Genomic DNA, 24,359 nt, shown 5'->3' on the forward strand with positions numbered 1-24,359 from the left:
TCACCTCAGGCTGACCGTCGCCCCGGCATGTGTCGCGCCGCCGCCCAGCGCCGCACGGCATCGCCAAAGGCGGTGAACAGCGGGCGCGATACCGGATCATTGGCCGCATCCCATTCCGGGTGCCACTGAACCGACATGGTGAACCCCGGCGCGCCCTCAACATAGGTCGCTTCGGGGGTACCGTCGGGCGCAAAGCCATCAATGATAATCCGCGCGCCCGCGCGCTTGATCCCCTGCCCGTGCAGCGTGTTCGTCATCACTTCACGCGCGCCCAAAAGCCGGTGAAACGGACCGTTGTCCGAGAATTCAACCATATGACGCAGGGCAAATTTCTCTTCCTGCGTGCCGTCGGGTGGCATCCGGTGGTTCATCCGTCCCGGCAGATCGCGAATCTCGGGATAGAGTGAACCGCCCATCGCCACGTTCACCTCTTGAAAGCCGCGGCAGACGCCAAAGAACGGCTGCCCGCGTTCGACACAGGCGCGCACCAGTGGCAGTGCAATGGCATCGCGCGCCCGATCAAAGGCACCATGCGCCGCCGTCTCGACCTCACCGTATTCTTCCGGGTGGACGTTGGGTCGCCCGCCGGTCAGCAGAAAACCGTCGCAGGCGTCCAGCAATTCCTCGACCGCCATATAGCGCGGATCGGCAGGGATCAGCAGCGGCACGCAATCCGCGACCTGCGCCACCGCTTCGGAGTTCATCGACCCGCCTGCATGCGCGAGGTACTGGTCGTTCAAAAGATGCTGGTTGCCGATAATACCGACGATCGGGCGGGTCATGTCACACTCACTAGGGGAACCGATGCCCTATGCATAGAGCATCGGTCGTGGCGCGAAAAGGCCGCTCATATATCTGCAATCAATCCAGCGGATTCGATGCCTGATTTTGCCGCAGCTGCGTCATTATCAGACGTATCGCCGGTGACGCCCAGCGCACCCAGAACCGTTCCCTTGGTATCGCGCACCAGCACGCCGCCCGGAACCGGGATCATCTGCCCCCCCAGCGCAGCGCCGGCGGCCGCGATGAAATAGGCCTGCGCCTCGGCGCGTTGCATCTGCGCCGTGCCGGGCATGCCCAGCATGACCGCGCCATAGGCCTTACCATGGGCAATGGCAAAACGGCCCGGGCTTGCGCCATCTTCACGCTCGAACGCCTGCACATGGCCGCCCGCATCCAGCACCACAACCGAAAGCGGTTTGAGCCCCATTTCGCGCCCGGTCTCAAGCGTCTTGCGGATCATTGTCCGCGCCCGTCTCAGGGAAATCCCTGCCATCGTCTGTCCTCTCGTATGTTGAAGCCGCAGCCCTGCCGGGTTCAGCGGTCCATGTGTTGTTGTGATGCCCGGCCTGCCACCCGACCTATCGGCAAAGGTCACGCCCAAACGGCGGGCGGCACCCCGCCCGCCATGCGTTCAGGCGGATTTCAGTTCCAGACGACGCGCATGTAAAACCGGCTCGGTATAGCCCGACGGCTGCACCCGACCTTTGAACACCAGATCGCAGGCAGCCTGAAAGGCGATGCCGTCGAACCCGGGTGCCATAGGGCGATAGAGCGGATCGCCAGCATTCTGCTGATCCACCACATCCGCCATTTTGCGCATGATCTCCATGACGTCATCCTGACTCACCACATCGTGGTGCAACCAGTTGGCAATGTGTTGCGCACTGATCCGGCAGGTGGCACGGTCCTCCATCAAGCCGACATTGTTCATGTCAGGCACCTTGGAACACCCGACGCCCTGATCAATCCAGCGCACAACATAGCCCAGGATACCTTGGGCATTGTTTTCGACCTCACGGCTGATCTGGGCGTCGCTCCATTTCTGGTAGGCGGCCATCGGGATTTCGAGGATGGTGTCCACATGCGCCCGGCGCCCACCAGCGCGCAACCGCGCCTGTACCCCAAACACATCGACCTTGTGATAATGCAACGCATGCAGCGTGGCGGCCGTTGGTGACGGCACCCAGGCGCAGTTCGCCCCAGCCTTGGGGTGTTCGATCTTGGTTTCGATCATTGCCGCCATCAGATCCGGCATAGCCCACATGCCCTTGCCAATCTGTGCCTTGCCGGACAGGCCGCATTCCAGACCGATATCAACATTGAGGTTCTCATAGCCGCCGATCCAGGCCTTGCGCTTGATGAAATCCTTGCGGCTGAACGGACCGGCCTCCATCGAGGTGTGGATTTCATCCCCGGTGCGGTCCAAAAACCCGGTGTTGATAAAGGCAACGCGGCTTTTTGCAGCGCGGATGCATTGTTTCAGGTTGACCGAGGTGCGCCGCTCTTCGTCCATGATGCCCAGTTTGACGGTGTTCTGCGGCAGGCCCAGCGCCTTTTCGACAAACGTGAATGTCTCATCGGCAAAGGCCACTTCTTCGGGGCCGTGCATCTTGGGCTTGACGACATAGACCGATCCCTTGACCGAATTGCCGCCTTCGCGTTGCAGGTCGTGCATCGCGATGAGCGTGGTGATCATCCCATCCATCAGCCCCTCGAACGCCTCGTTGCCGTTACGGTCTAGGATCGCGGGATTGGTCATCAGATGGCCGACATTGCGCACCAGCATCAAGGCGCGGCCCTTGATCGTGACCTCACCCGCACCATCCGGCGCAGTGTAAACCAGATCCGGGTTCAGTGCGCGTGTCAGCGACTCGCCGCCCTTCTCGAATGTCTCAGACAGGTCGCCCTTCATCAGGCCCAGCCAGTTGCCATAAGCTTGGGCCTTGTCCTCGGCATCGACGCAAGCGACCGAATCTTCGCAATCCATGATGGCCGAGATCGCGCTTTCCAGCCGTACATCGGCCAGCCCGGCCTGATCGCGCGCGCCAATCCGGTGGGTGCGGTCAAAGATCAGCTCAACATGCAGCGCGTTGTTGCGCAACAGCAGCGCTTCGGGCGCGCGGGGATGGCCCCGATAGCCGATGAATTTCGACGGATCGGTCAACGGCATATCATCCACCAGAAGCGCGCCGTTGTGGATGTGGTAGCGGCGCGCATCCGCATGAGATCCGCCCTCGATCGGGAACGCTTCGTCCAGAAAGACGCGGGCGCGGGCGACAACACGGGCACCACGCCCCTTGTCATAGCCGCCTTTTGGCGCTGCGGAGCCCATGGCATCGGTGCCATAGAACCCGTCATACAGCGATCCCCAGCGGGCATTTGCCGCATTCAGCGCGTAGCGCGCATTGGTGATCGGCACGACAAGCTGCGGACCGGGAACCGTGGCAATCTCGGGGTCTACATTGGCTGTGTCGATTTCGAACGCATCCCCTTCGGGCAGAAGATAACCGATCTCGGACAGAAACGTCTTGTACGCCTCGTGATCATGCGGCTGGTTGCGGTGCTGCACGTGCCAGGCATCAATCTGACCCTGGATCGTCTCACGCGTGTCCAGAAGGGCGCGGTTGCGCGGGCCAAAGTCGTGGATCAGCGTGGAAAAGGCGGCCCAGAACGTATCGGCAGCAATCCCGGTGCCGGGCAACGCCGAATCCTCGATGAAACGGCACAGGATGTCATCAACCTGCAATTCGGCGCGAGTGGTACGGGGTGACATGGCGGGCTCCCTTAGGTCAAAAGTATGCGATTGTGTGCATCATTAGAAAATGAGTTTCCGATAGGCAACAGGCGTGAGCGATAAACTCCGGGCAAATGTCGGATCATTTGCGGTCGCATGGCCGTGATCAGGGCGACTCGATCAGCGATGACCGGGATGATGACATGCCGACGACAATAGACCGCCCCGTTTGCAACAGGTTTCAGTTCGCACGCGACAGCTACGCAATTTCTGCCTGCATTTTCGACGATTCGCCCGAGTCGAGGTACCGTATGGCCGCGCCACCAGGCGCGCTGTGCCCGTCGCCTGCCTGATCTATGTGGCGACGAGGTTGCAGGCTCTGCCGCTCTGACCTAACACTTTGGCGATGGGGCGGGTTCTGCAATCGAACCGAACCCCGGCCAGACACACGGCCCCTAGCCCGCTTACCGGAGTTTCCGAGATGAAAGATGCCGCCGCCGAGATGACGCAAGAAACGATCTATCTCGAGGATTACACGCCTTTCGGCTTTGTCGTCGAAGAGGTCCACCTGACCTTTCTGCTCGATCCCGGCGCGACGCGGGTCAAAAGCAAAATCAGCTTTGCCCCGAATCCCGATGCCACCGACAAGACGTTTTTTCTGCATGGCGAAGATCTGAAACTGATCAGCGCCAAGATCAACGGCAAGCCGGTGACCGCTGACGTCACCGCGCAGGGTCTGACCTGCAGCGTGCCGACCAAACCCTTTGTCTGGGAATCCGAAGTCGAGATCGCGCCGGACAAGAACACCGCACTTGAGGGGCTTTATATGTCGAACGGCATGTATTGCACCCAATGCGAGGCCGAGGGGTTTCGCAAAATCACCTATTATCCCGACCGGCCCGACGTTATGTCGACCTTTACCGTCCGCATTGAGGGGCCGCACAATGTGCTGTTGTCCAACGGCAACCCCGAAAAATCCGGCAAGAATTGGGCCGAATGGCATGACCCCTGGCCCAAGCCGTCCTACCTTTTCGCGCTGGTCGCCGGCGAGTTGGTCAATTTCCCCGGCAGTTTCCGCACCTGTAGCGGCAACAAGGTCGAACTGAATATCTGGGTTCGTCCGGGGGATGAGAACAAATGCGCCTTTGGCATGGAGGCGCTGAAAAAGTCGATGCGCTGGGATGAAGAGGTATATGGTCGTGAATACGATCTGGACGTGTTCAACATCGTTGCGGTCGACGATTTCAACATGGGCGCGATGGAGAACAAGGGGCTGAACGTCTTCAACTCGTCTTGTGTTCTGGCCTCGCCCGAAACCTCGACAGATGCCAATTTCGAACGGATCGAGGCGATCATCGCACACGAATATTTCCACAACTGGACCGGCAACCGGATCACCTGCCGGGACTGGTTCCAGCTGTGCCTCAAGGAAGGGCTGACGGTATTTCGCGATTCGCAGTTCACCTCTGACATGCGCTCGGCCCCGGTCAAGCGTATCGGCGACGTGATGGACCTGCGCGGTCGCCAGTTCCCCGAGGATCAGGGGCCGTTGTCGCACCCTGTCCGCCCGGAATCGTTTCAAGAGATCAACAACTTCTACACCGCCACGGTGTACGAGAAAGGCGCCGAAGTGATCGGCATGCTCAAACGGCTGGTCGGCGATGAGGGTTATGCCGAGGCGCTGGAACTCTACTTTGCCCGCCACGACGGACAGGCCTGCACGATCGAGAACTGGCTCAAGGTGTTCGAAGATGTCACCGGCCGCGACCTGAGCCAATTCAAACGCTGGTACAGCCAGTCCGGCACGCCACGTCTGGCGGTGGACGAGGCATATGCCGACGGCACCTATACCTTGACGTTCCGCCAGAAAACGCCGCCCACGCCCGGCCAGGACGAAAAGCTGCCGCAGGTGCTGCCGATCGCCGTGGGCCTGCTGAACGACAACGGTGACGAGGTGGTCGAGACCACGTTGCTTGAGATGACCGAGGCCGAGCAAAGCTTTGAATTCAAGGGGCTGTCGGGCAAACCGGTGCCGTCAATCTTGCGCGGTTTTTCGGCACCTGTTGTGCTGGAACGCGCCTCTACTCATGCAGAACGTGCCTTTTTGCTGGCGCATGACACTGACCCGTTCAACCGTTGGGAGGTGTCGTACAATTTGGCCCGCGACGGTCTGGTGGCGATGGTCCGCGACGGCGCCGGCCCCGATCTGGCATGGATTGATGCACTGGCGCAGGTGATCCGCGACGACACGCTGGACCCCGCCTTTCGCGAACTGATGCTGAATGGGCCAAGCCAGTCAGAACTGGCGCAGGTATTGTTCGAGGCAGGAACCACGCCCGATCCCGACGCGATCTGGCAGGCCAGCGAGACGCTGAAGCAGGCGATGGCCGAGCGCTGGAGCGCGTTTCTGCCCTCGCTCGCCGAGGCGGCAAAGGTGACCGACGACTACACCCCCGATGCCGAACAAGTCGGCAAGCGGGCCCTGGGCGCGGCGGTTCTGTCGCTGCAGACCCGGCTGGACGGTGGCGCAGCGGCGCAGGCACAGTTTTCCGGTGCCGACAACATGACACTGCAATTGTCGGCGCTGTCCTGTCTGATCCGCGCCGGACAAGAGACCGACGCGCTGGCCGCGTTCGAAGAGCAATGGCAAGGCGACCGGCTGGTGATGGACAAATGGTTCGGTCTGCAGATTGGCGCGACCGCCCCCGTCAATGCGGCGGCACGCGCCGAGGCGTTGACCGGCCACGCCGCGTTTGACTGGAAGAACCCGAACCGGTTCCGTGCTGTCTTTGGCGCATTGGCGATGAATCACGCCGGTTTTCACCGCAAGGACGGCAAGGGCTATGCCCTGCTGGCCGATGCGCTGATCCGGCTGGACGCGATGAACCCGCAAACCACTGCCCGGATGTGTTCGGCGTTTCAGACCTGGCGGCGGTACGATGCTGATCGGCAGGCGCTGATGCAAGCGGCGCTCGAACGGATCGCGGGCCAGCCGAACCTGAGCCGCGATACAACAGAAATGGTGTCGAGGATTCTGGGATGAGCCGCATCCTGCTGATCACCGGCGGCAGCGCCGGGATCGGCGCAGCTGTGGCGCGTATGGCGGCACGGCGGGGATACTCCCGGATCGTCATTACCTGTTCGCAGGATGTCACCGGGGCCGAATCGGTTGCCGCAGACCTGCGCAGCACCGGCGCCGAGGCGCATGTGATTCAGGCCGATGTGTCCGACCCGGCTGCGGTCAAGAGGATGTTCGCCATCATAGACTCCCTGCCGCCCGGCCCGCTGGATCTGGTCAACAACGCCGGCATCGTGTCGCCGCAAGGCGGGATCGCCGATCTCACGCCGGACCGGGTGGCCCGCGTCATGGCGGTCAACGTGTTGGGGGCCATCGACGTGGCGCGCCATGCGGTGGCCTATATGCGCAAACATCAGGGCGGAGGCATCGTCAACATCTCATCCGCCGCAGCGCGTCTGGGCAGCCCCGGCCAGTATATCGACTATGCCGCGTCCAAAGGTGCCATCGAGAGCTTTACCCTGGGGCTGGCCAGCGAACTGGCGGACGAAGGCATCCGGGTCAACGCAGTGCGCCCCGGTCTGATCGCCACGGATATCCACGCCAAAGGGGGTGTGCCTGACCGGCTTGCGCAGATTGGGCACACGCCGCCGCTGGGTCGCCCGGGCACCGCGGACGAGGTGGCCGAGGGCGTATTGTGGTTGCTGTCAGACGCTGCGTCCTATGTCACGCGCACGATTCTGGACGTGACGGGCGGACGGTGACCTACACCGCCCCGACGCGCAGCTGGCGCGGATGCGTCGCGCTGATCACGCTGTGGACGGTGCTTGTGTACGGCTACCTGCAGTTCGGGGCTGAGGGCTGGATCGTCGGCACGCTCGCACTCTTTACCCTGCCTGCGGCGTGGGATCTGTGCGTCGGGCGCGCCGCTGGGCTGACCCTGACACCTGAAACCATGGAATGGCATAGCGGCCGGGTGCGGGACCGGGTGGCGCTAAACGACATTGAGCGGGTGCGGCTGGACCGGCGGTTCGACCTTTCAATGCGGGTGACCTTGGTACTGCACGACGGGCGCAAACAGCGATTGCCGCAGGACGTTCTGCCCCCGTCGGACCAGTTGCAGCCGGCGCTGGCGGCCCAAGGGGTCCAAACCGAACGACATCCCTTTTCGCTGTTTTAACCAGCGCGCGTGCCTTGGACCAGGCAGGGTCCGAATAGCAATTGCGACACGCACACCGCGCAACCCGACGGGCAAGGCCATTTTGGCCGCTGTGTCCTGAGACAGAAAAACTGAAATAGATCGGGAACCGGCAGACACTTGCCTGCGTTTCGCAGTCGATGGGCCGGAATTCGCGCGAATATCGCGCCAAAAGACAAGGAGGATTGCTTCCTTCGCCCGACTCAACGTCGAATTGTCACCTGCCTGTTGCACAGGCCTGCTTTGAGTACCGAAATGCAAGAACGTCTCGACCCTTTGATTCAGGAACGCGCGCCGTGGCTGTTTTCGGCTCGGCCCGGTGTGGCGCAGGCGCGCCGGATGCTGAATGCTGTTCTGGGGTACGAGAAGACTGTTACGCTGGCCACTGCATTTCGGGATTTACCCCCCGATGCGATCATGGCGGCGTTGGGTCAGCTGTTGGCGCGCGACGTTGAGGTCGCGGGGCTGTCCCACATTCCAAGGCACGGTGCGGCGCTGGTGGTGGCAAACCACCCCACCGGCATCGCTGATGGCATCATCCTGCACCACCTGCTGGCGCCTCTGCGGCCCGATGCCTATTACTTTGCCAACCACGACATCTTGCGGGTCTTGCCTCAGATGGCGGATATGATTGCGCCGGTCGAATGGCGGCAGGACAAACGCAGCCACGGCAAAACCCGCGAAACGATGGCCTATACCCGACAGGCGACACAGGATGGTCGGATCGGGGTGATCTTTCCGTCGGGTCGTTTGGCAAAACGCCGCGGACTCAGCCTGCATGAACGGCCCTGGATGCCCTCAGCGGCGATGCTGGCACGCAAGTTCGATCTGCCAGTGATTCCGGTGAACATCCGGGCGCGCAATTCGGTGCTGTTCTATCTCTTTGACCTGATCCACCCGACACTGCGCGACATCACCCTGTTTCACGAGACACTGAACAAACACCGTCAGCCGTTTCGCCTCACGGTTGGCGAACCGATATCGGCAAGCGCGCTTCCCGCCCGCTCAGAAGACGGTATCGACCTGCTGCGCCGCGCCACTCTGGCGCTGGGAGGGCACCGCGCTCCGGCTGTGTCTCTGGTGGACAGCACCCGGCGGCCGACCTGGCTGCGAACCTGACACGCGGTCAGGCGAAGTTGCATAACAGTGGGATTACAGCGCTGTGCCCGGACGGGCCAGAGGCCGCATTCGAACCAGCGTGACAGGGCGCATCTTTGGCCGCACCGAAGACAGTGGTTTGCAATAAGATTGCGACCGGGTCCAGGCCATCATGTCGTTGCGCTTGGACGCGCTATGGAACGGCCCCCAGTCGGCCGCCACCCCCCGCATATTTTTTGAAACCACCTTGTCGCGGGCCACCGTCTTGGCCATGATCCGCAGGGCGCAGGACAGGTTGGCCGGGCCACTTTTCAGCGCTTCGCCCGACCGCGCCCGGCACCCATAGCCCCGCGCGGTCGAGGGTAGAATTTGCAACAACCCATACCATTTGCCGCCACCGCCGACGGCCTGCGGCCTGTAGGTGCTTTCGTGTTTGGCCAGTGACGACACCAATCCGACCCAGAACGCTTCGCGCTGGGGTCGACTGGCATGGCGGTACGCCGGGCACCAGGTGTCGATGTCGCGTGGCACCATACGGGGCAGCGCATTGGCATGGCCTCGCAGCGCCGACACCGCCGCACGGGTCCAGAGCAGACCGCGCCCGCGGTCCGACCAGCGCGCAAGCGGCAGCGTCATCGATCGCGCCACCGGGCGCGGCGACCTCTCGATCGCCAGCGGCGACGCAATCGGTTCGGCACCCGCGATGTCGAGCACCAGTGGGACCGGTATTGGCTGGCTCATGATTTCACTGGGTAGCGACATGTCGGGCAAATGCAGCGGTACTTCCGTTGCCCCTGCTCCGGGAAAGGCGCCTTCAGTGTTCGCAAAAATGGTTCCAGGAACCACAAACAAGGCAAAAGTGATCGCAATCCGCAGCATGACGCGCAGACTGCCCGAAGAATGGGCACCCTTGCAAGAGCAGACGCTATGCCGCCCGCCAACGACCTGTTTCCATCGTGTCAACACTCTGGTTCGCGCATCGCCGCAATCGCAGGAATAACCGTAGAAAGGCGTGCCATTTCCGCCAAAACGCCTTTTTTGGGCCAAATTGAGCGAGCAGATTTGGCGCATGAAAATGATACGCCCTCAGATTTCTCATCCCCGCTGGACTGGCCGGATCTCGCCGATGCTTCGGATGCTGCACCGCCCACAGTGTTCTGCCGTAGAATCGGGCCCGATGCCCGCCAATCTGCCAGTTGACCCGCCCGCGTCCCATCCACCAAAGCCCAGCACAGTGCAGGAGATCGCACCCATGTCCCCCGACGTTGTGATCGAGATCCGTGATCAGACCACCGAAGAAATAGAGCGTCGACGCTATCTGGCCCAAGGCCAGTTTCTGGCGCGACAGGAAAACTGGGCCGAACTCGGACGTCTGATCCGTACTTTCGACACCCGTCGGCTGACCACCCCCGGCGGTACACCGATGGCCGAGCTGCTGGCCGAGGGCGCGCGCGCCGATGCGGTTGGCGCCGCCTGCGACGCGATCATCCTTGGCGATGCCAAGGCAGCCGAGGCGCCGTTGCGCCAGCTGGATGACATGCTGAGCGAGCTGTGCGAGGATCATGGAGTCGCCCTGGTGGTGGCCCGCGCCTATATGGAAGTCGGCCTGTTCTGGCGCGGCGAAGAGCCTGGCGACACGATGCCCGTTGCCCAGCAGGCTGCCTTTCAGATCCATTTCCGCACCGCATACAACATCCTCGAACGCTTTGATCCGTTCGAACTGGATGCGCCGTCGCTGGCTGCGGCCCGCTGCGCGCTTTTGGTCGCTGAGACACAGCCCGCGCTGCGCGTGGCGGATGACTACGAGGATCTGATTGACCTCGACCCCCAAAGCCCGCGCCACATGCGCGCCATGGGGCTGCATCTGCTGCCGCTGCTCTATGGCAATCACGAGGCGCTCGAACTTGAGGCGCGCCGCACGGTCGCCCGCACGCTCGATATCTGGGGGGCCGGGGCCTATGTCTGGGTCCATCTCGACGCGCTCAGCCGCGATCCCGACGCATTCCGGCGATTGGATGCCGAATTCTTTGCCGAGGGGCTGCACGACATTGTCGAACGTCGCCCCGACCAGCACACTGTCAACGTGCTGGCGGCCTTCACCGGCTACACCCTGGCCGGAACGCCTGCCCCGAACCCCGACGCGGCCCGCCCGCAAGATCAGGCCCGCGCCCGCGTCGCCCGCTGCTTTGACTGGATCGCCCGCGATCACCTGACAGAAGTACACCCGCTGGTCTGGGCACAAGCCGCCGATCCCGACGGGGTGCACCGGCCCTGCGATGGCCCGCTGTGCGGTCGCGACCGTGCCCTGACCGCTTTGGCGCGGGTACCGGATCAGTCGAACGACGCTCTCCATGTTCTTGACTACCAGCCTGCACGCATCACTCTTTCGAGTTGAGGCCTTCCGCATTGGTCGCTGGAACCCGCGCGCCGGGACTTGCCCCCGCGCAGGGGGTGGCCTAAACCGGGCCTCAAAGTGCCGATGAGGACGTGAACCATGCTGGATCTGAGCTTTGAGACCCCGAAACCCAAGGTGATTTCCGGGGCAAAACACGATTGGGAACTGGTGATCGGGCTAGAAGTCCATGCCCAGATCGCCACCAAGGCCAAGCTGTTTTCCGGGGCCTCGACCGGCTTTGGCGCCGAACCGAATTCGCACGTCGCGTTTGTTGACGCAGCGATGCCGGGGATGTTGCCAGTCATCAACGAATTCTGTGTCGAACAGGCGGTGCGCACCGGGCTTGGCCTCAAGGCGCAGATCAATCTGAAGTCGGCTTTTGATCGCAAGAATTACTTTTACCCGGATCTGCCCCAAGGCTACCAGATTTCGCAGCTTTACCACCCTATCGTGGGCGAAGGCGAAGTGATCGTTGACATGGAGCCGGGTGTGGCACGGCTGGTGCGGATCGAACGCATTCACATCGAACAGGATGCGGGCAAGTCGATCCACGACATGGATCCCAACATGTCTTTTGTCGACCTTAACCGCACCGGCGTCGCGCTGATGGAGATTGTCAGCCGCCCCGACATCCGTGGACCCGAAGAGGCAGCCGCCTATGTGGTCAAGCTGCGCCAGATCCTGCGCTATCTTGGCACCTGCGATGGCAACATGCAGAACGGCAACCTGCGCGCCGACGTCAACGTGTCGGTCTGCCGTCCGGGCCAGTACGAAAAGTATCAGGAAACGCAGGATTTTTCCCATCTTGGCACGCGCTGCGAGATCAAGAACATGAACTCCATGCGGTTCATTCAGCAGGCCGTCGACTACGAGGCCAAGCGCCAGATTGCGATCCTTGAGTCCGGCGGCAAGATTGATCAGGAAACCCGTCTGTACGATCCCGACAAAGGCGAGACGCGGTCGATGCGGTCCAAGGAAGAAGCGCATGATTACCGCTACTTCCCCGACCCTGACCTGCTGCCGCTGGAAATCGAACAGGCCTGGGTCGATGAAATCGCGGCCTCACTGCCCGAACTGCCGGACGCCAAGAAGGCGCGATTCGTCGCGGACTTTGGCCTGTCGGAATACGACGCCTCGGTCCTGACCGCCGATACAGCAAATGCCGTTTACTTCGAAGAGGTTGCGGGTAAAGGCGGCGACGGAAAGCTGGCCGCGAACTGGGTCATAAACGAACTTTTCGGGCGGCTGAAAAAGGACGATTGCGATATTTCCGACAGCCCCGTTACACCGGCACAACTGGCGGGTCTGATTGCCCTGATCAAGGCGGGCGACATCAGCGGCAAGATCGCCAAGGACGTGTTCGAGATCGTCTACACCGAAGGTGGTGATCCCGCCCAGATCGTCGAGGCCAAAGGATTGCGTCAGGTCACCGACACCGGTGCGATTGAGGCTGCCGTGGACGAGGTGATCGCAGGCAACCCGGCGCAGGTCGAAAAAGCCAAGCAGAACCCGAAACTCGCCGGCTGGTTTGTCGGTCAGGTGATGAAGGCCACGGGCGGCAAGGCCAATCCAGCCGCCGTCAACCAGATCGTTGCAGCCAAGCTGGGTCTGTAACCCGGCACTGCCATACTCGATACCTGAACAGATCTGAAACGAGGCGCCCCTATCAAGCGGCGCCTCGTTTTGCTTGGGTCCATCGGCTCAGGCGCCAAGCACCCCAGAAACGTTTACGCTGGCGCGTAGGACGTGACGCAGCGGGAATGCGGCGCTATGATACCAAAACGTCCAAGGCAAAAAGGGTCGAGCGGCCATGACAGCGTATGAATACAAGGTCGTTCCGGCCCCCGCAAAGGGTGAGCGCGCGCGCGGAATCAAAGGCACAGAGGCGCGGTTTTCCCATTCTCTGGAACGGGTTATGAACGATATGGCGGCCGATGGCTGGGAATATCAGCGCGCCGAGACCCTGCCCTCGGATGAGCGGTCGGGTTTGGCCAGTACAGTCACGGTCTGGCGAAACGTGCTGGTGTTCCGGCGGGGAAAGGCGGGCGATGTGGCAGCCTATCAGCCACGAAAGCTAGACGCGCCCAAACCCTATGTCCTGACGACGCCATTGGCAGAGGCAGTACACGATCAGCAGACAGCCACTGGCACCTCAGATCCAGATCAACCCCTAGCGCATCCAATGAATACGCTGGTCGCGCTGCCCGTCGCCAGCACGGCACCGCCTGAAACGCCGCGCCTAGGTGAGACGCCAGAAGTAGCACGAACAGCGCGCGTCGCCGCGACCGACAATGGCGTCGAGGAAACGCAGGATCTGCATCAGATGAGTTCGATCCTGCGCGACAGAGCGGCGCGACTGATTGCTGCCGAACAGCCCGGCAGAAGTTGACGCGGGCATCCTGCGGTGCGCCGCGCCGACATCTGTTCAGGTGTCAATATCCAGCGACAACGCGTGGATTCGGCCCATCAGATCGGTCCCGAGGGCGCCATGCACGGCGCGGTGGCGGGCAATGCGGCTTTGGCCCTGAAACCCAGGCGCGCGGATGACCACATGGAAATGGCTTTCTCCGCCCTCTTGAAACCCGGCATGACCGCGATGTTGTTCGCTGTCGTCACGCACTGTCAACGCGGTCGGCGCAAAGGCATCGCGCAGGCGTGTTTCGATTTCCTCGGTTTTGGTCATTTATTTCGCATCCCGCCCCTACACTCTGTCAGCAGATAGTCTAGACTGTGGCGTCCGAGTCGGAAAGGTATCCCAATGAGCAAATCAGATCCCTTCGGTTTCGATATGTCGGTATCGTCGTCGAAAAAGAAAAACCCCCGCGGGCGACGCAGCATGTCGGGCGAAAGCGAAACCTCCGTACGCCTGTGCGAACACGAGGGCTGCGAACAGCCCGGCAAATTCCGCGCTCCCAAAGCGCCGGATGTGCTCGACGATTATTTCTGGTTCTGTAAAGACCATGTGCGCGAATACAACCTCAAGTGGAACTTTTTCCACGGCAAGACCGAGGCCGAGATGAATGCACAGGAAACGTCTGACAAAGTTTGGGAACGAAAGACCAAGGATTTCCGCGACACCGAAGCGCGGGCCTGGGCGCGGCTGGGGATCGAGGATCCGCATCAGGTTCTGGGCGACAACGCCACGCGCAATCCGGGCAAGTCAATCACCGGCACCCGCCGCCTGCCCCCGACCGAACGTCGCGCGATCGACATCCTCGAAGCCAAGGACCACTGGACCAAGGCCGAGGTGCGCAAATCCTACAAAGCACTGATCAAAGTGCTGCACCCTGACATCAACGGTGGCGATCGGAGCCAGGAAGAGCAGTTGCAAGAAGTCGTCTGGGCCTGGGACCAGATCAAGGACAGCCGCAACTTCAAATAGGGCATCATCCTGGGGCGGCGGCTTTGCGCCCGCGCCTCAGCGGACGACCGCTTACCGATACCCACAACTATAGACAATCTCCCTTAGGTTGTTTAGCCTAACCTTAGGCACCTATTTTGGCGTCTGGCGCAGATATAAATATCGGCCACTCACACGAACCAGAAGGCCTGCGTGCGACCTGTAAAAAGGGCGCGCGCAGGTCCCCCTGCGGCACGCCCGGTTACTGGCTACCAAACAATTTGCGTGACTGCGTCAAGAACCAATCTTTTTATCCGACACGCGTCACAATACCGCCCAGACCGGGCCTATGTATGACCAATCTGTGACCTACGATGGGAAAAATCACGGGAACCTAGGTAGGGTCAGACCGCCTGAAACTTTAGGCTGACGCCGTTGATGCAATGCCGCTTGCCGGTAGGCTTGGGACCGTCGTCAAAGATATGCCCCATATGTGAACCGCAGCGGCGGCAATGCGCCTCGGTGCGGACACCAAACAGCGACCGATCGGCCTTGGTTTCAATGGCATTCGGGACGGCCTGCCAGAACGACGGCCAGCCGGTGCCGCTATCGAACTTGTGCGCGCCGTCATAGACTGGCAGATCACAACCGCGACACAGAAACCGCCCCGCCCGCTTTTCATCATTCAAAGGTGAGGTAAAGGCACGCTCGGTGCCCTCGTCGCGCATGACCTTGTATTCCAGATCACTCAACAGCGCCTTCCACTCGGCCTCGGTGCGCATGATCTCGAAACGCTCGGCGGCGTGGCCGGTGGTCGCACCAAAGCCAAGAGCAGCGGCGGTAAAATTCAGGAAATCGCGTCGTATCATGAGGATCCTCCGGATAATCTGTTTAGAATTAGGCGTCCCACCCCTGCCGAAGCAAGGGTGGGACCTGCACTTTTGCGTGACCGGGAGGGATCACATAGTCGGCAAAAGTACCGTGTCGATAACGTGGATCACGCCATTCGATTGTTTGACATCCGCGATGGTCACAGTCGCCGTGCGGCCGCGTTCGTCGGTCAGAGTGATCATCTCGCCGCTCATCTTGGCCTTGAGCACACAGCCGCCCACTGTCGGAACATCGTGTTCGCCACCATCGTCAGCGATCATTCCGGCAATAGCGCCGGACATCGCATCAGCAGCGACCACATGGCAGGTCAGGATCTTGGTCAGCTGGTCCTTGTTCTCGGGCAGGAGCAGCGTATCTACCGTGCCGGCGGCGAGCTTGCCAAAGGCCGCGTTGGTCGGGGCAAAAACCGTGAAGGGGCCGGGGCCGGACAGCGTTTCAACCAGACCGGCGGCCTGAACTGCGGCAACAAGCGTGGTGTGATCGGCAGAATTCACCGCATTCTCGACAATGTTCTTGTCAGCGAACATGGCAGCGCCACCGACCATGGGGTTACCGGATTCGGAATGGCTCGCGGCAAAGGCACCAGTGGCGATAGCGGCAACGGCGGCGGATGCGAAAATTGTTTTGAAGGTCATTGTTTCTCTCTCCTTGTCCCGGCCTTTTTGGCGGGATCGAGAGTAGGAACGGGGCGTTTCGAAAAGAAGTTTCAGGATCGGCACAGAAAAGCGCCATTTGTTTCGGGCCAAAATTTTTCGCCGAAAAATTTTGGCCCTACGTCGACGCGCAAGACGCGACAGTTCCCTCTCGCTTTATAAAACGATCAGCCTGCGATGGGATCCAACGGGAATTGACCAACGGCCACCACCGGCCCTGTCGGCGCACCGGTCGGCGATCCGCCAGGTGGTTCCTGTGACACCGCGATTGTGGCTCCGGGGAACAGGGTTGCCATGTCACGCGACACCGGGATCTGAGTCAGCCCGTCTGTCACCATCAGACCAAGCGACACCGGTGCACTGTCAGCATCTGCGATGAGCCAGATCTCGAGTGCGGCGTCGGACGGATAGACCCCCTCGTCCCGGCGGACCATAAAGGTGCCACTGTCGGGCGCATAATGTGCCAACAGAACAAAGTCGCTGCCCACCGGCTCGAGGCTTGCATAGAGATGCGGTTCTTCGGCGCCAAAGTTCAGCACCCCTGAAACCATCGCGACCCAGGCCACAGACGCCGCGACAAGCGCCCCCGCGATATACGGCATCAATTGTCGCCAAAGTGATGGACGGGCACCAAAGGCCGCATTTTCGATTCGGCCTAGAATGGCCGCCGGTGGCGCCTCGGCCGGTATCGCGTCCGTCAGAGCAGCAAAGTGATCCGCCCAATAGGCCAATTCGTCACGCAGATCAGGATCACCCTGAAACCGCGTCTCAAAGGCCCGCGCTTCGGCATCCGTCAGCAAGCCCAGCACATATTCCGCGCAGAGCGAAACGTCACCGCCGGGCAGATCGCCATTTATGTCATCACGTTCGCTCATCGGCTCAGGCATTCGCGCAGTTGTAACAGACTGCGACGCAGCCAGGTTCGGACGGTGTTCAGCTTGACCCCGGTCAGGTCTGCCAGATCGGCATAGGTGTCACCGTCCAGATAGGCACGCTGCACCATCATTGCGCGATCGGGCGGCAATTCGCTCAGACACATCTGCAACCGGTCGCCATCGTCGCGGGCAATGGTTTGCGCTTCGGGCCCCGGTCCCGGATCCGCAAGGATTTCGGCCACATCGAGCCCGTCAGACGCCGCAGCAGGCCGACGGCGGCGTCGATCCACCGAGATGTTGCGCGCAATGGTGATCAGCCAGGTCATCGGCGAATAGCCATTGGCGCGGTACATTCCGGCCTTGTTCCAGATCCGCAGAAAAACCTCTTGCAGGGCCTCTTCGGCCTCGGCCCGGTCGGCCAGCACACGCAGGCAGATGCCAAACAGCTTGGCCGACGTCCGCTGGTACAGCGCTGAAAACGCCTTGCGATCCCCCATGGCAATACGGGCGAGCATATCCTCGATCTCTTCCTGCGGGGTCGTCGTTGTCATTCTGCCCTGTATTTCCCAGTGCCACCTGTCGTCTGGTGGCCCGAACGCTCTGAACTGTGCGCTTCCTCTTGCCCCTGTGTGCAATATGTTGCACCACGGGCGCAAGTTCAAAGGTATGAGACAAAGGGCGCGACACATGGCGGACAGCACGATCGACATCAATGCAAAACCCACCGAAGAAATTGCGGTCCGCGAAGTCTTTGGTATTGATTCAGATATGATCGTGCACGGGTTTCCCGACCGGACCGAACGCGTGCCAGACATCGACAGCACCTATAAATTTGACCCGGACACCACGCTCGCCATTCTGGCCGGGTTTCGCAACAACCGCCGGGTGATGATCCAGGGCTATCACGGCACGGGCAAATCAACGCATATCGAACAGGTCGCGGCGCGGCTGAACTGGCCTGCGGTGCGCGTGAACCTCGACAGCCATATCAGCCGGATCGACCTGATCGGCAAAGATGCGATCAAGCTGGTGGACGGCAAGCAGACCACTCAGTTTCAGGAAGGCATCCTGCCCTGGGCCCTGCGCAATCCCTGTGCCATCGTCTTTGATGAATACGACGCCGGTCGCGCAGATGTGATGTTCGTGATCCAGCGCGTGTTGGAAACCGATGGCAAATTGACGCTGCTCGACCAGAATCAGGTGCTGACGCCGCATAAATATTTCCGCATTTTTGCCACCGCAAACACCGTTGGACTGGGCGACACCACAGGTTTGTATCACGGCACGCAGCAGATCAATCAGGGCCAGATGGACCGTTGGAGCCTTGTTGCGACGCTGAACTATCTTTCGATTGACGCCGAGACCGCGATCGTCCTGTCCAAGAACTCGCATTACAACACCGAAAAGGGCCGCAAAACCGTGCGTCAGATGGTGACGGTTGCCGATCTGACGCGTACCGCGTTCATGAACGGCGATCTTTCGACTGTCATGTCGCCCCGGACGGTGATTGCTTGGGCGCAGAACGCCGAGATTTTCCGCAATCTGGGCTACGCCTTCCGGGTCTCGTTCCTCAATAAATGTGACGAGCTTGAGCGCCAGACCGTGGCCGAGTTCTACCAGCGTTGCTTTGACGAGGAACTGCCCGAAAGCGCGGCTTCGCTCAGCCTGGGATGATTCGGGCAGCGCTGGCCTGTTTCGGACTGGCGCTCGCGACTCCTGCCAACGCACAAGACTCGCTGCGGTGCGCCGCGCTTTGGGCAGGCTACGGCGATGTGGCGCGGACGTCGCCCTATCTGGACGGCGCAGATCAGGCCCGCGCCGAGGCCGCGCGATTTCGCGCACTGGCCTTGCGCAACGGAGCCTCAAAAACCGAGACGGATGCCGCCATAGCCGCCGAGAGACCGGGAATGGCGCTCTTGATCGAGGCACTGCTGCGCGGAGACGCGCAAAGCCGTGCGTTGTTTGATCGGCAAATGACGCTCTGCGCCGGTCTGAATATCGACAAAGACTAAACCCTATCCCCAGTGCCTTAACCCCGCAACAGACCCATCTGCGCGGGCAAGTCTGGCGCAACTATGGCAAAAGTTTTTATTTTGCCTTACTTTTGTAGATATTTATGCGCTATTGTTTAATTTATGAGCAGTTTAAAAACTCTTGTATTGGGTTTGTGGTGCGCTCTGGCGTGCGCGGGCGGAGCTTTGGCCCTGCCCCGCACGGCCACGGAACGGGTGCAGGTCTTTGCCACCTGCGTCGGGCGATTGTCTGCCGTGATGGAATTTCAGTGGATGTTTGATGGCCCGGCGTCGGAACGCACCCAAAAGGTGCGCCGCGGGGTCGAGGCGCTGCTGGACGCCGTGCTGCCGCAGGCGCTGGCCGGCGGATTGTCCGGGGTTCAGGCGCTTGACTGGCGAATTCGCGCCAAAGTGGCGCAGGCGGCGCTGCTGCAACAAGCCACCTTTGGCACCGATCCGCGCCGGATGCGCATGGCACAGCGCGCCGCTGAAATGTATCAGGGCGAATGCGAAAGCATGTTGTTAGGCTGAAGCCCCCTCGGTCGCGGCCAGCACCCCTGCCAACATCTGGGCCACCGCACCCGGATTGTCGCGGGTCATGAAATGCCCGGCTTGCGGGATCACCGAAATCGCCACGCCGCCTTCGGCCAGATGATCCGGTTCGGGTACATCCGCAGCACCGGGATTATGCGCCAGACTCTTGTCGCCGTAAACAAAGGTACGTGGCAGATCGAGGCCAAGAAACGCAGCCTCGAGTCCGGGATCAAGGTCGATCAACCCGCAGGCGTTGCCATGCAGCGCTGCAGGATCGGCCAGCGTCCAGTTGGCGTGCAGAAAGGACAAAAATTCGTCGCCTGCGACTGCCTCGGCCCGGATTCCGGCAAGCGCCTCGTCGTAGCCGGATTTAAGAAATTCCGCCCGGTCGTATCCTCCGATGCGGCGCGACCCGGCGCCGCCACCGGGCACCAGGTTGCCTTCGGCCACCACGAGATGACGCACCAGATCGGGGCGCGCATCGGCCAGAGCCACTGCAACGGAACCGCCCATGGAATGGCCGAAAACAACCGAAGGGCCAAGGTTGATGTGGTCAAGGATGCGGGCGACAACCTCGGCATGGGCGCGAGGCGTATAGTCAAAATTATGCGCCGGTTCACTAAACCCCGAACCGGGCAAGTCGATCAGCAACCGCCGGTGGCGTTGCAACACCGGATCGCTGATCACATCCAGGAAATTCGCCGCCGCCGCAAAACTGAGCGCCGGCAGACAGACCAATGGCGCACCCGCACCCGGCAGGTCGTGCCAGCACAGCGTGGCGTCAATAGTATCAAGGTAGAGCGATTGCATGGGCCAAGCCTTTGAAAACAGATCAGCCGCAGGCTAGGCCGGCACTATGCCACGCGCAAGCGGCGTATGATGCGGTCGGATCGCCCCGGACCCCATTCTGACCGAACAATGCCAGATCAGCCCTTGTCAAAACCGCCCGAATGTCCAATTAGTCAGAGCATGGTGCAGCGTTCAGACAACCCCGCAGATCCCTTCAAAAAGGCCCTTGCCGAGGCCACCAAGGTCATGGCCAACGACCCCGAACTGACGGTGAGCTATACCGTCGATCCGTCGGGTGTGTCGGGCGATGCAATGCGATTGCCGCAGGTCAGCCGCCGGATGACCCGCGATGAGGTGCTGCTTGCGCGCGGCACGGCGGATGCGCTGGCGCTCTACCGCAAATATCACGACATGGGCACCCATGCCCGGTATGCCCCCCCGGCGACATGGCCCGCGAATTGTACGAGGCAATGGAGACCGCGCGTTGCGAGGCGATGGGCGCACGCGACATGCCCGGCACGGCTGGCAATATCGACGCCAAGATCGGCCACGAGGCCGCGCGCAAGGGATATGAGCAGGTCAAACAAGCATCCGATGTGCCGCTGGCCACGGCGGCCGGCTATCTGATCCGGCATCTTGCCACCGGGCGCGATCTGCCCAAAGGCGCGCAGAACGTCATGGATCTATGGCGCGGCTTTATCGAAGATCAGGCCGGGGACACACTGGACGATTTTCAGGACAAGCTGGCTGATCAGGCGGATTTCGCCCGGTTCTCGCGCAAGATCATCAGCGATCTGGGCTACGGCGACCAGTTGGGCGACGACCCTGATGAAGTCGATGATCAGGCCGACGACCAATCCGACGACGGCGCCGAACAAGAAGACGATCCCGACAGCACCGGCCAAGACGAGGATAACGAGGACGAGAGCGACGCAAGCGCCGAGCAGTCGCAGGACGAAACTCAGGACAGTTCTCAGGCGCAGGTCAGCATGGACGAGCTGGCCGATCAGGAGATGGGCGAAGAAGCCGAGATGCCCGAGGGCGAGGCCCCGCTCGAACCCCCTGCCCCGCAGCCATTTTCCGACGCCGATCCGAATTATACCGTGTTCGACGCTACCCATGACGAAGAAATCCGCGCCGAAGATCTGGCCGAGCCTGCCGAACTCGAACGCCTGCGCGCCTATCTCGACCAGCAGCTTGAGCCGCTCAAGGGCGCGGTGAGCCGCCTTGCCAACAAACTGCAACGCCGGTTGCAGGCGCAGCAAAACCGGTCGTGGGAATTTGACCTCGAAGAGGGCATGCTGGATGCTGGTCGTCTGGCGCGGGTCGTTGTCAGTCCGACCACGCCGCTGTCGTTCAAGATGGAAAAAGACACCGAGTTCCGCGACACAGTTGTGACGCTGCTGCTGGACAATTCCGGGTCGATGCGCGGGCGGCCAATTTCCATCGCCGCGATCTGCGCCGACGTTCTGGCCCGCACACTGGAACGCTGCAACGTCAAGGTCGAGATCCTCGGCTTTACCACCAAGGCGTGGAAAGGCGGCATGGCGCGCGAGAAGTGGCTGAATGAGGGCCGCGAACAACAGCCTGGCCGTCTGAATGATCTGCGCCACATCATCTACAAATCGGCGGACGCACCTTGGCGGCGGACCCGTTCAAATCTGGGCCTGATGATGAAAGAGGGCCTGCTCAAGGAAAATATTGACGGCGAGGCGCTGGAATGGGCGCACCGGCGCATGGCCGGGCGGCACGAAGCGCGCAAGATCCTGATGGTGATCTCGGATGGTGCGCCGGTGGATGATTCCACCCTGAGCGTGAACCCGGCGAATTTCCTCGAAAAGCATCTGCGCGATGTGATCGCCATGGTCGAACGGCGTCGTCAGGTCGAATTGCTGGCCATCGGCATCGGCCACGACGTGACCCGCTATTACCAGCGTGCCGTCACGATCACCGATGTGGAACAGCTGGCCGGCGCGATGACCGAACAGCTCGCGTCACTGTTTGACAGTGATCCCCGTGCAAGGGCGCGGGTGATGGGGCTGAAACGCGCCTCCTGAGCCAGCGCAGTCGAATCGGCGACGCCGATTGGCACTGGTGCCCCTCTGGGACATTCAGGACCAGACCTGACACAACATGAGCGTCAGAACGTCACTGGCGGAGTGATCGGATTTTGGTATGCTGCGCTGCAAAATGGAGGTCCGCGTGTTTCAAAGCTTTGACGAGACGGCATCACCCAGCCAGGGACCGGGCCGGTTGCAGGCCCTGCGCGATGTATTGCAGTCCGAGGCGCTGGACGGGTTTATCGTGCCGCGCGCGGATGCCTATCAGGGCGAATATGTCGCGCCGTGCGACGACCGGCTGGCATGGCTGACCGGGTTTACCGGGTCGGCGGGGTTCTGTGTGGCGTTGGCCGAACGCGCCGGAGTGTTTGTTGACAGCCGCTATCGGGTGCAGGTCAAGGCCCAGGTGGCTGCGGATTTCACCCCGCTGGACTGGCCCGAAATCGGTCTGGCCGAATGGATCACCGAATCCCTGCCCAACGGCGGGCGCGTTGGTTTCGATCCCTGGCTGCACACGCTGGACGGTTGGCGTACCCTGCGCAACAAATTGAACGCGGTCGAACTGATCCGGTGTTCAAATCTGATCGACCAGATCTGGACCGACCAGCCCGAACCGCCGGTCGGGCCAGTCTTTGCCCAACCGCTGGAACTCGCCGGGGAACCGCATGGTGCCAAGATCACGCGGCTGGCGGCCACCCTGGGTCGGGCGCAGACGGCGGTGATCACCCAGCCCGACGCAATTGCCTGGCTGCTGAACATCCGCGGCTCGGATATTCCGCGCAATCCGGTGCCGCATGGCTTTGCCCTCTTGCACAGCGACGCAACGGTGACGTTATTCATCGCACCGGCCAAGCTGACCGGACTGGGCGACCATCTGGGATCGCAGGTTACAGTCGCCGCGATTGATGCATTTCCAGCCGCGATTGCCGCGCTTCAAGGGCCGGTCGCAGTCGATCCCGCCTCTGTTCCCGTGGCGATTGTCGATATGCTTGAAACCGCGCGTGTCGCAATAATCGAGGCGCAGGATCCCTGTCAGCTGCCCAAGGCACGCAAGAACGAGGCCGAGATCGCAGGCACACGCACCGCCCATCTGCGCGACGGGGCGGCGATGGTGCGCTTTCTCGCCTGGCTCGACCGGCAGCCCCCCGGCAGCCTGACCGAAATCGACGTGGTTTGCGCGCTCGAAGGCGAGCGGCGCGCCACCAATGCGCTGCGTGACATCTCGTTTGAAACGATCAGCGGCACCGGCCCACATGGCGCCATCGTGCATTACCGCGTCACCAAGCGCAGCAATGCACGGATCGAAGACGGGCATTTGCTGCTGGTGGACAGCGGCGGGCAATATGTCGACGGCACCACCGACATCACCCGCACCGTGGCCATCGGCACCGTCGGCGACGAAGAACGCACCAATTTCACCCGCGTGCTGCGCGGCATGATCGCCGTCAGCCGGGCGCGCTGGCCGCGTGGCCTTGCCGGGCGGGACCTGGATGCCCTGGCGCGTGTCCCCCTCTGGGAGGCAGGTCTGGATTATGGTCACGGCACCGGGCATGGCGTCGGCTCTTATCTTTGTGTTCACGAAGGGCCGCAGCGGCTGGCGCGCACCGGAGTGGTGCCGTTTGAGCCAGGAATGATCCTGTCGAACGAGCCGGGCTTTTACCGCGAGGGGGCCTATGGTATCCGGATCGAGAACCTGATCGCGGTCCGCGAAGCCGCCGCGATTGAGGGCGGCACCGTGCCGGGGATGCTGTCGTTTGAGACACTGACCTATGTGCCAATCGACCGGCGGCTGATCGTGGCTGACATGCTGACTGGTCCCGAGACGGATTGGCTGAACGCCTATCATATGACCTGCCGGGACATGTTGACCCCACTGGTCGATGGCGCGGCGCGCAACTGGCTCATGGCAGCCACAGAGCCGCTGTGACCCAAGACAACGCGCAATAGATACGCGGCTGTTACACGCGGCGTGAATTAATTT

At 61.6% G+C, this 24,359-nt stretch carries 22 protein-coding genes and 1 pseudogene; 13 read left to right on the top strand and 10 right to left on the bottom strand.

Annotation, left to right across the window (positions count from 1 at the left end; all coding sequences use genetic code 11):
• Window positions 1-5 precede the first annotated feature (5 nt).
• The 3 genes from IMCC21224_RS13295 to IMCC21224_RS13305 all read right to left on the bottom strand — a co-directional run bounded on the left by IMCC21224_RS13295 (window position 6) and on the right by IMCC21224_RS13305 (window position 3,556).
• A complete protein-coding gene (locus tag IMCC21224_RS13295) occupies window positions 6-782 on the bottom strand; it encodes a gamma-glutamyl-gamma-aminobutyrate hydrolase family protein (protein WP_047995760.1) in 777 nt (258 codons plus the stop codon).
• Window positions 783-847: 65 nt separating this feature from the next.
• The gene (locus tag IMCC21224_RS13300) at window positions 848-1,276 is read right to left on the bottom strand and encodes a heme-binding protein (RefSeq protein WP_047995761.1); all 429 of its coding nucleotides are present in this window, start codon (window positions 1,274-1,276) and stop codon (window positions 848-850) included.
• 138 nt (window positions 1,277-1,414) lie between these two features.
• Complete coding sequence (locus tag IMCC21224_RS13305; protein ID WP_047995762.1) at window positions 1,415-3,556, bottom strand: malate synthase G; 2,142 nt, start codon at window positions 3,554-3,556, stop codon at window positions 1,415-1,417.
• A 442-nt stretch (window positions 3,557-3,998) separates the two neighbouring features.
• On the opposite strand from IMCC21224_RS13305, the gene pepN reads away from it, so the two are divergent.
• The 4 genes from pepN (at window position 3,999) to IMCC21224_RS13330 (ending at window position 8,850) form a co-directional block, all read left to right on the top strand.
• Window positions 3,999-6,560 (top strand): aminopeptidase N, encoded by a 2,562-nt coding sequence (pepN, locus tag IMCC21224_RS13315; RefSeq protein WP_047995764.1) that lies wholly within the window; start codon window positions 3,999-4,001, stop codon window positions 6,558-6,560.
• Window positions 6,557-7,297, top strand: coding sequence for an SDR family oxidoreductase (locus tag IMCC21224_RS13320; protein WP_047995765.1), 741 nt, complete (start codon window positions 6,557-6,559; stop codon window positions 7,295-7,297). The genes pepN and IMCC21224_RS13320 overlap by 4 nt, the downstream gene beginning before the upstream one ends.
• Window positions 7,294-7,713, top strand: coding sequence for a hypothetical protein (locus IMCC21224_RS13325; protein ID WP_047995766.1), 420 nt, complete (start codon window positions 7,294-7,296; stop codon window positions 7,711-7,713). The genes IMCC21224_RS13320 and IMCC21224_RS13325 overlap by 4 nt, the downstream gene beginning before the upstream one ends.
• 273 nt (window positions 7,714-7,986) lie before the next feature.
• Window positions 7,987-8,850, top strand: a complete 864-nt coding sequence (locus tag IMCC21224_RS13330) for a lysophospholipid acyltransferase family protein (protein WP_082135209.1) — start codon at window positions 7,987-7,989, stop codon at window positions 8,848-8,850.
• A gap of 33 nt (window positions 8,851-8,883) precedes the next feature.
• Here the strand turns inward: IMCC21224_RS13330 and IMCC21224_RS13335 are convergent, their stop codons facing one another.
• Window positions 8,884-9,570: a transglycosylase SLT domain-containing protein gene (locus tag IMCC21224_RS13335; protein WP_231582083.1), complete on the bottom strand. Its 687-nt coding sequence runs from the start codon at window positions 9,568-9,570 to the stop codon at window positions 8,884-8,886.
• A gap of 511 nt (window positions 9,571-10,081) precedes the next feature.
• Here IMCC21224_RS13335 and IMCC21224_RS13340 point away from each other — a divergent pair.
• From IMCC21224_RS13340 to IMCC21224_RS27830, 3 genes are all read left to right on the top strand, one after another.
• Window positions 10,082-11,224, top strand: coding sequence for a hypothetical protein (locus IMCC21224_RS13340; RefSeq protein ID WP_053078978.1), 1,143 nt, complete (start codon window positions 10,082-10,084; stop codon window positions 11,222-11,224).
• 99 nt (window positions 11,225-11,323) lie between these two features.
• A complete protein-coding gene (gene gatB, locus IMCC21224_RS13345; RefSeq protein WP_047995768.1) occupies window positions 11,324-12,838 on the top strand; it encodes an Asp-tRNA(Asn)/Glu-tRNA(Gln) amidotransferase subunit GatB in 1,515 nt (504 codons plus the stop codon).
• A gap of 196 nt (window positions 12,839-13,034) precedes the next feature.
• Window positions 13,035-13,613 (top strand): DUF4177 domain-containing protein, encoded by a 579-nt coding sequence (locus tag IMCC21224_RS27830; RefSeq protein ID WP_047995769.1) that lies wholly within the window; start codon window positions 13,035-13,037, stop codon window positions 13,611-13,613.
• Window positions 13,614-13,649: 36 nt separating this feature from the next.
• On the opposite strand, the gene IMCC21224_RS13355 is transcribed toward IMCC21224_RS27830, so the two are convergent.
• Window positions 13,650-13,907 carry a BolA family transcriptional regulator gene (locus IMCC21224_RS13355; protein WP_047995770.1) on the bottom strand — a complete coding sequence of 86 codons (258 nt, stop codon included), beginning with the start codon at window positions 13,905-13,907 and terminating at the stop codon, window positions 13,650-13,652.
• Window positions 13,908-13,982: 75 nt separating this feature from the next.
• Here IMCC21224_RS13355 and IMCC21224_RS13360 point away from each other — a divergent pair, with 75 nt between their 5' ends.
• On the top strand, window positions 13,983-14,606 hold the full coding sequence (locus tag IMCC21224_RS13360) for a DnaJ domain-containing protein (protein ID WP_047995771.1): 624 nt from the start codon (window positions 13,983-13,985) through the stop codon (window positions 14,604-14,606).
• A 362-nt stretch (window positions 14,607-14,968) separates the two neighbouring features.
• Here IMCC21224_RS13360 and msrB read toward each other — a convergent pair whose 3' ends face one another.
• The 4 genes from msrB to IMCC21224_RS13380 all read right to left on the bottom strand — a co-directional run bounded on the left by msrB (window position 14,969) and on the right by IMCC21224_RS13380 (window position 17,534).
• Entirely contained in the window at window positions 14,969-15,433 is a 465-nt protein-coding gene (msrB, locus tag IMCC21224_RS13365) for a peptide-methionine (R)-S-oxide reductase MsrB (RefSeq protein WP_047995772.1), read from the bottom strand.
• A 90-nt stretch (window positions 15,434-15,523) separates the two neighbouring features.
• Window positions 15,524-16,090: a fasciclin domain-containing protein gene (locus IMCC21224_RS13370; RefSeq protein WP_082135210.1), complete on the bottom strand. Its 567-nt coding sequence runs from the start codon at window positions 16,088-16,090 to the stop codon at window positions 15,524-15,526.
• Window positions 16,091-16,275: 185 nt separating this feature from the next.
• Window positions 16,276-16,983: an anti-sigma factor domain-containing protein gene (locus tag IMCC21224_RS13375; protein ID WP_047995773.1), complete on the bottom strand. Its 708-nt coding sequence runs from the start codon at window positions 16,981-16,983 to the stop codon at window positions 16,276-16,278.
• Window positions 16,980-17,534 carry a sigma-70 family RNA polymerase sigma factor gene (locus tag IMCC21224_RS13380; protein ID WP_047995774.1) on the bottom strand — a complete coding sequence of 185 codons (555 nt, stop codon included), beginning with the start codon at window positions 17,532-17,534 and terminating at the stop codon, window positions 16,980-16,982. The genes IMCC21224_RS13375 and IMCC21224_RS13380 overlap by 4 nt, the downstream gene beginning before the upstream one ends.
• A 136-nt stretch (window positions 17,535-17,670) precedes the next feature.
• Between IMCC21224_RS13380 and cobS the strand changes: the two genes are divergently transcribed.
• The 3 genes from cobS to IMCC21224_RS27835 all read left to right on the top strand — a co-directional run bounded on the left by cobS (window position 17,671) and on the right by IMCC21224_RS27835 (window position 19,526).
• Window positions 17,671-18,657: a cobaltochelatase subunit CobS gene (gene cobS / locus IMCC21224_RS13385; protein WP_047995775.1), complete on the top strand. Its 987-nt coding sequence runs from the start codon at window positions 17,671-17,673 to the stop codon at window positions 18,655-18,657.
• Window positions 18,654-18,995 carry a hypothetical protein gene (locus tag IMCC21224_RS13390; protein WP_047995776.1) on the top strand — a complete coding sequence of 114 codons (342 nt, stop codon included), beginning with the start codon at window positions 18,654-18,656 and terminating at the stop codon, window positions 18,993-18,995. The genes cobS and IMCC21224_RS13390 overlap by 4 nt, the downstream gene beginning before the upstream one ends.
• Before the next feature lie 186 nt (window positions 18,996-19,181).
• A complete protein-coding gene (locus IMCC21224_RS27835) occupies window positions 19,182-19,526 on the top strand; it encodes a hypothetical protein (RefSeq protein ID WP_047995777.1) in 345 nt (114 codons plus the stop codon).
• On the opposite strand, the gene IMCC21224_RS13400 is transcribed toward IMCC21224_RS27835, so the two are convergent.
• A complete protein-coding gene (locus IMCC21224_RS13400) occupies window positions 19,518-20,339 on the bottom strand; it encodes an alpha/beta fold hydrolase (RefSeq protein WP_047995778.1) in 822 nt (273 codons plus the stop codon). The genes IMCC21224_RS27835 and IMCC21224_RS13400 overlap by 9 nt on opposite strands.
• A gap of 159 nt (window positions 20,340-20,498) precedes the next feature.
• Here IMCC21224_RS13400 and cobT point away from each other — a divergent pair.
• Both cobT and IMCC21224_RS13410 read left to right on the top strand, forming a co-directional pair.
• Window positions 20,499-22,375, top strand: a pseudogene (cobT, locus tag IMCC21224_RS13405) (cobaltochelatase subunit CobT).
• Window positions 22,376-22,493: 118 nt separating this feature from the next.
• Entirely contained in the window at window positions 22,494-24,305 is a 1,812-nt protein-coding gene (locus tag IMCC21224_RS13410; RefSeq protein WP_231582084.1) for an aminopeptidase P family protein, read from the top strand.
• Window positions 24,306-24,359 lie beyond the last annotated feature (54 nt).

Source organism: Puniceibacterium sp. IMCC21224, from assembly GCF_001038505.1.
Classification (GTDB): Bacteria; Pseudomonadota; Alphaproteobacteria; order Rhodobacterales; family Rhodobacteraceae; genus Puniceibacterium.

Excerpts from the sequence above, each read along its gene's own strand:
- IMCC21224_RS13295 (WP_047995760.1), bottom strand. The coding sequence starts at position 782 with ATGACCCGCCCGATCGTCGGTATTATCGGCAACCAGCATCTTTTGAAC.
- IMCC21224_RS13300 (WP_047995761.1), bottom strand. The coding sequence starts at position 1,276 with ATGGCAGGGATTTCCCTGAGACGGGCGCGGACAATGATCCGCAAGACG.
- IMCC21224_RS13305 (WP_047995762.1), bottom strand. The coding sequence starts at position 3,556 with ATGTCACCCCGTACCACTCGCGCCGAATTGCAGGTTGATGACATCCTG.
- pepN (WP_047995764.1), top strand. The coding sequence starts at position 3,999 with ATGAAAGATGCCGCCGCCGAGATGACGCAAGAAACGATCTATCTCGAG.
- IMCC21224_RS13320 (WP_047995765.1), top strand. The coding sequence starts at position 6,557 with ATGAGCCGCATCCTGCTGATCACCGGCGGCAGCGCCGGGATCGGCGCA.
- IMCC21224_RS13330 (WP_082135209.1), top strand. The coding sequence starts at position 7,987 with ATGCAAGAACGTCTCGACCCTTTGATTCAGGAACGCGCGCCGTGGCTG.
- IMCC21224_RS13335 (WP_231582083.1), bottom strand. The coding sequence starts at position 9,570 with ATGAGCCAGCCAATACCGGTCCCACTGGTGCTCGACATCGCGGGTGCC.
- IMCC21224_RS13340 (WP_053078978.1), top strand. The coding sequence starts at position 10,082 with ATGTCCCCCGACGTTGTGATCGAGATCCGTGATCAGACCACCGAAGAA.
- gatB (WP_047995768.1), top strand. The coding sequence starts at position 11,324 with ATGCTGGATCTGAGCTTTGAGACCCCGAAACCCAAGGTGATTTCCGGG.
- IMCC21224_RS27830 (WP_047995769.1), top strand. The coding sequence starts at position 13,035 with ATGACAGCGTATGAATACAAGGTCGTTCCGGCCCCCGCAAAGGGTGAG.
- IMCC21224_RS13355 (WP_047995770.1), bottom strand. The coding sequence starts at position 13,907 with ATGACCAAAACCGAGGAAATCGAAACACGCCTGCGCGATGCCTTTGCG.
- IMCC21224_RS13360 (WP_047995771.1), top strand. The coding sequence starts at position 13,983 with ATGAGCAAATCAGATCCCTTCGGTTTCGATATGTCGGTATCGTCGTCG.
- msrB (WP_047995772.1), bottom strand. The coding sequence starts at position 15,433 with ATGATACGACGCGATTTCCTGAATTTTACCGCCGCTGCTCTTGGCTTT.
- IMCC21224_RS13370 (WP_082135210.1), bottom strand. The coding sequence starts at position 16,090 with ATGACCTTCAAAACAATTTTCGCATCCGCCGCCGTTGCCGCTATCGCC.
- IMCC21224_RS13375 (WP_047995773.1), bottom strand. The coding sequence starts at position 16,983 with ATGAGCGAACGTGATGACATAAATGGCGATCTGCCCGGCGGTGACGTT.
- IMCC21224_RS13380 (WP_047995774.1), bottom strand. The coding sequence starts at position 17,534 with ATGACAACGACGACCCCGCAGGAAGAGATCGAGGATATGCTCGCCCGT.
- cobS (WP_047995775.1), top strand. The coding sequence starts at position 17,671 with ATGGCGGACAGCACGATCGACATCAATGCAAAACCCACCGAAGAAATT.
- IMCC21224_RS13390 (WP_047995776.1), top strand. The coding sequence starts at position 18,654 with ATGATTCGGGCAGCGCTGGCCTGTTTCGGACTGGCGCTCGCGACTCCT.
- IMCC21224_RS13400 (WP_047995778.1), bottom strand. The coding sequence starts at position 20,339 with ATGCAATCGCTCTACCTTGATACTATTGACGCCACGCTGTGCTGGCAC.
- IMCC21224_RS13410 (WP_231582084.1), top strand. The coding sequence starts at position 22,494 with ATGCTGCGCTGCAAAATGGAGGTCCGCGTGTTTCAAAGCTTTGACGAG.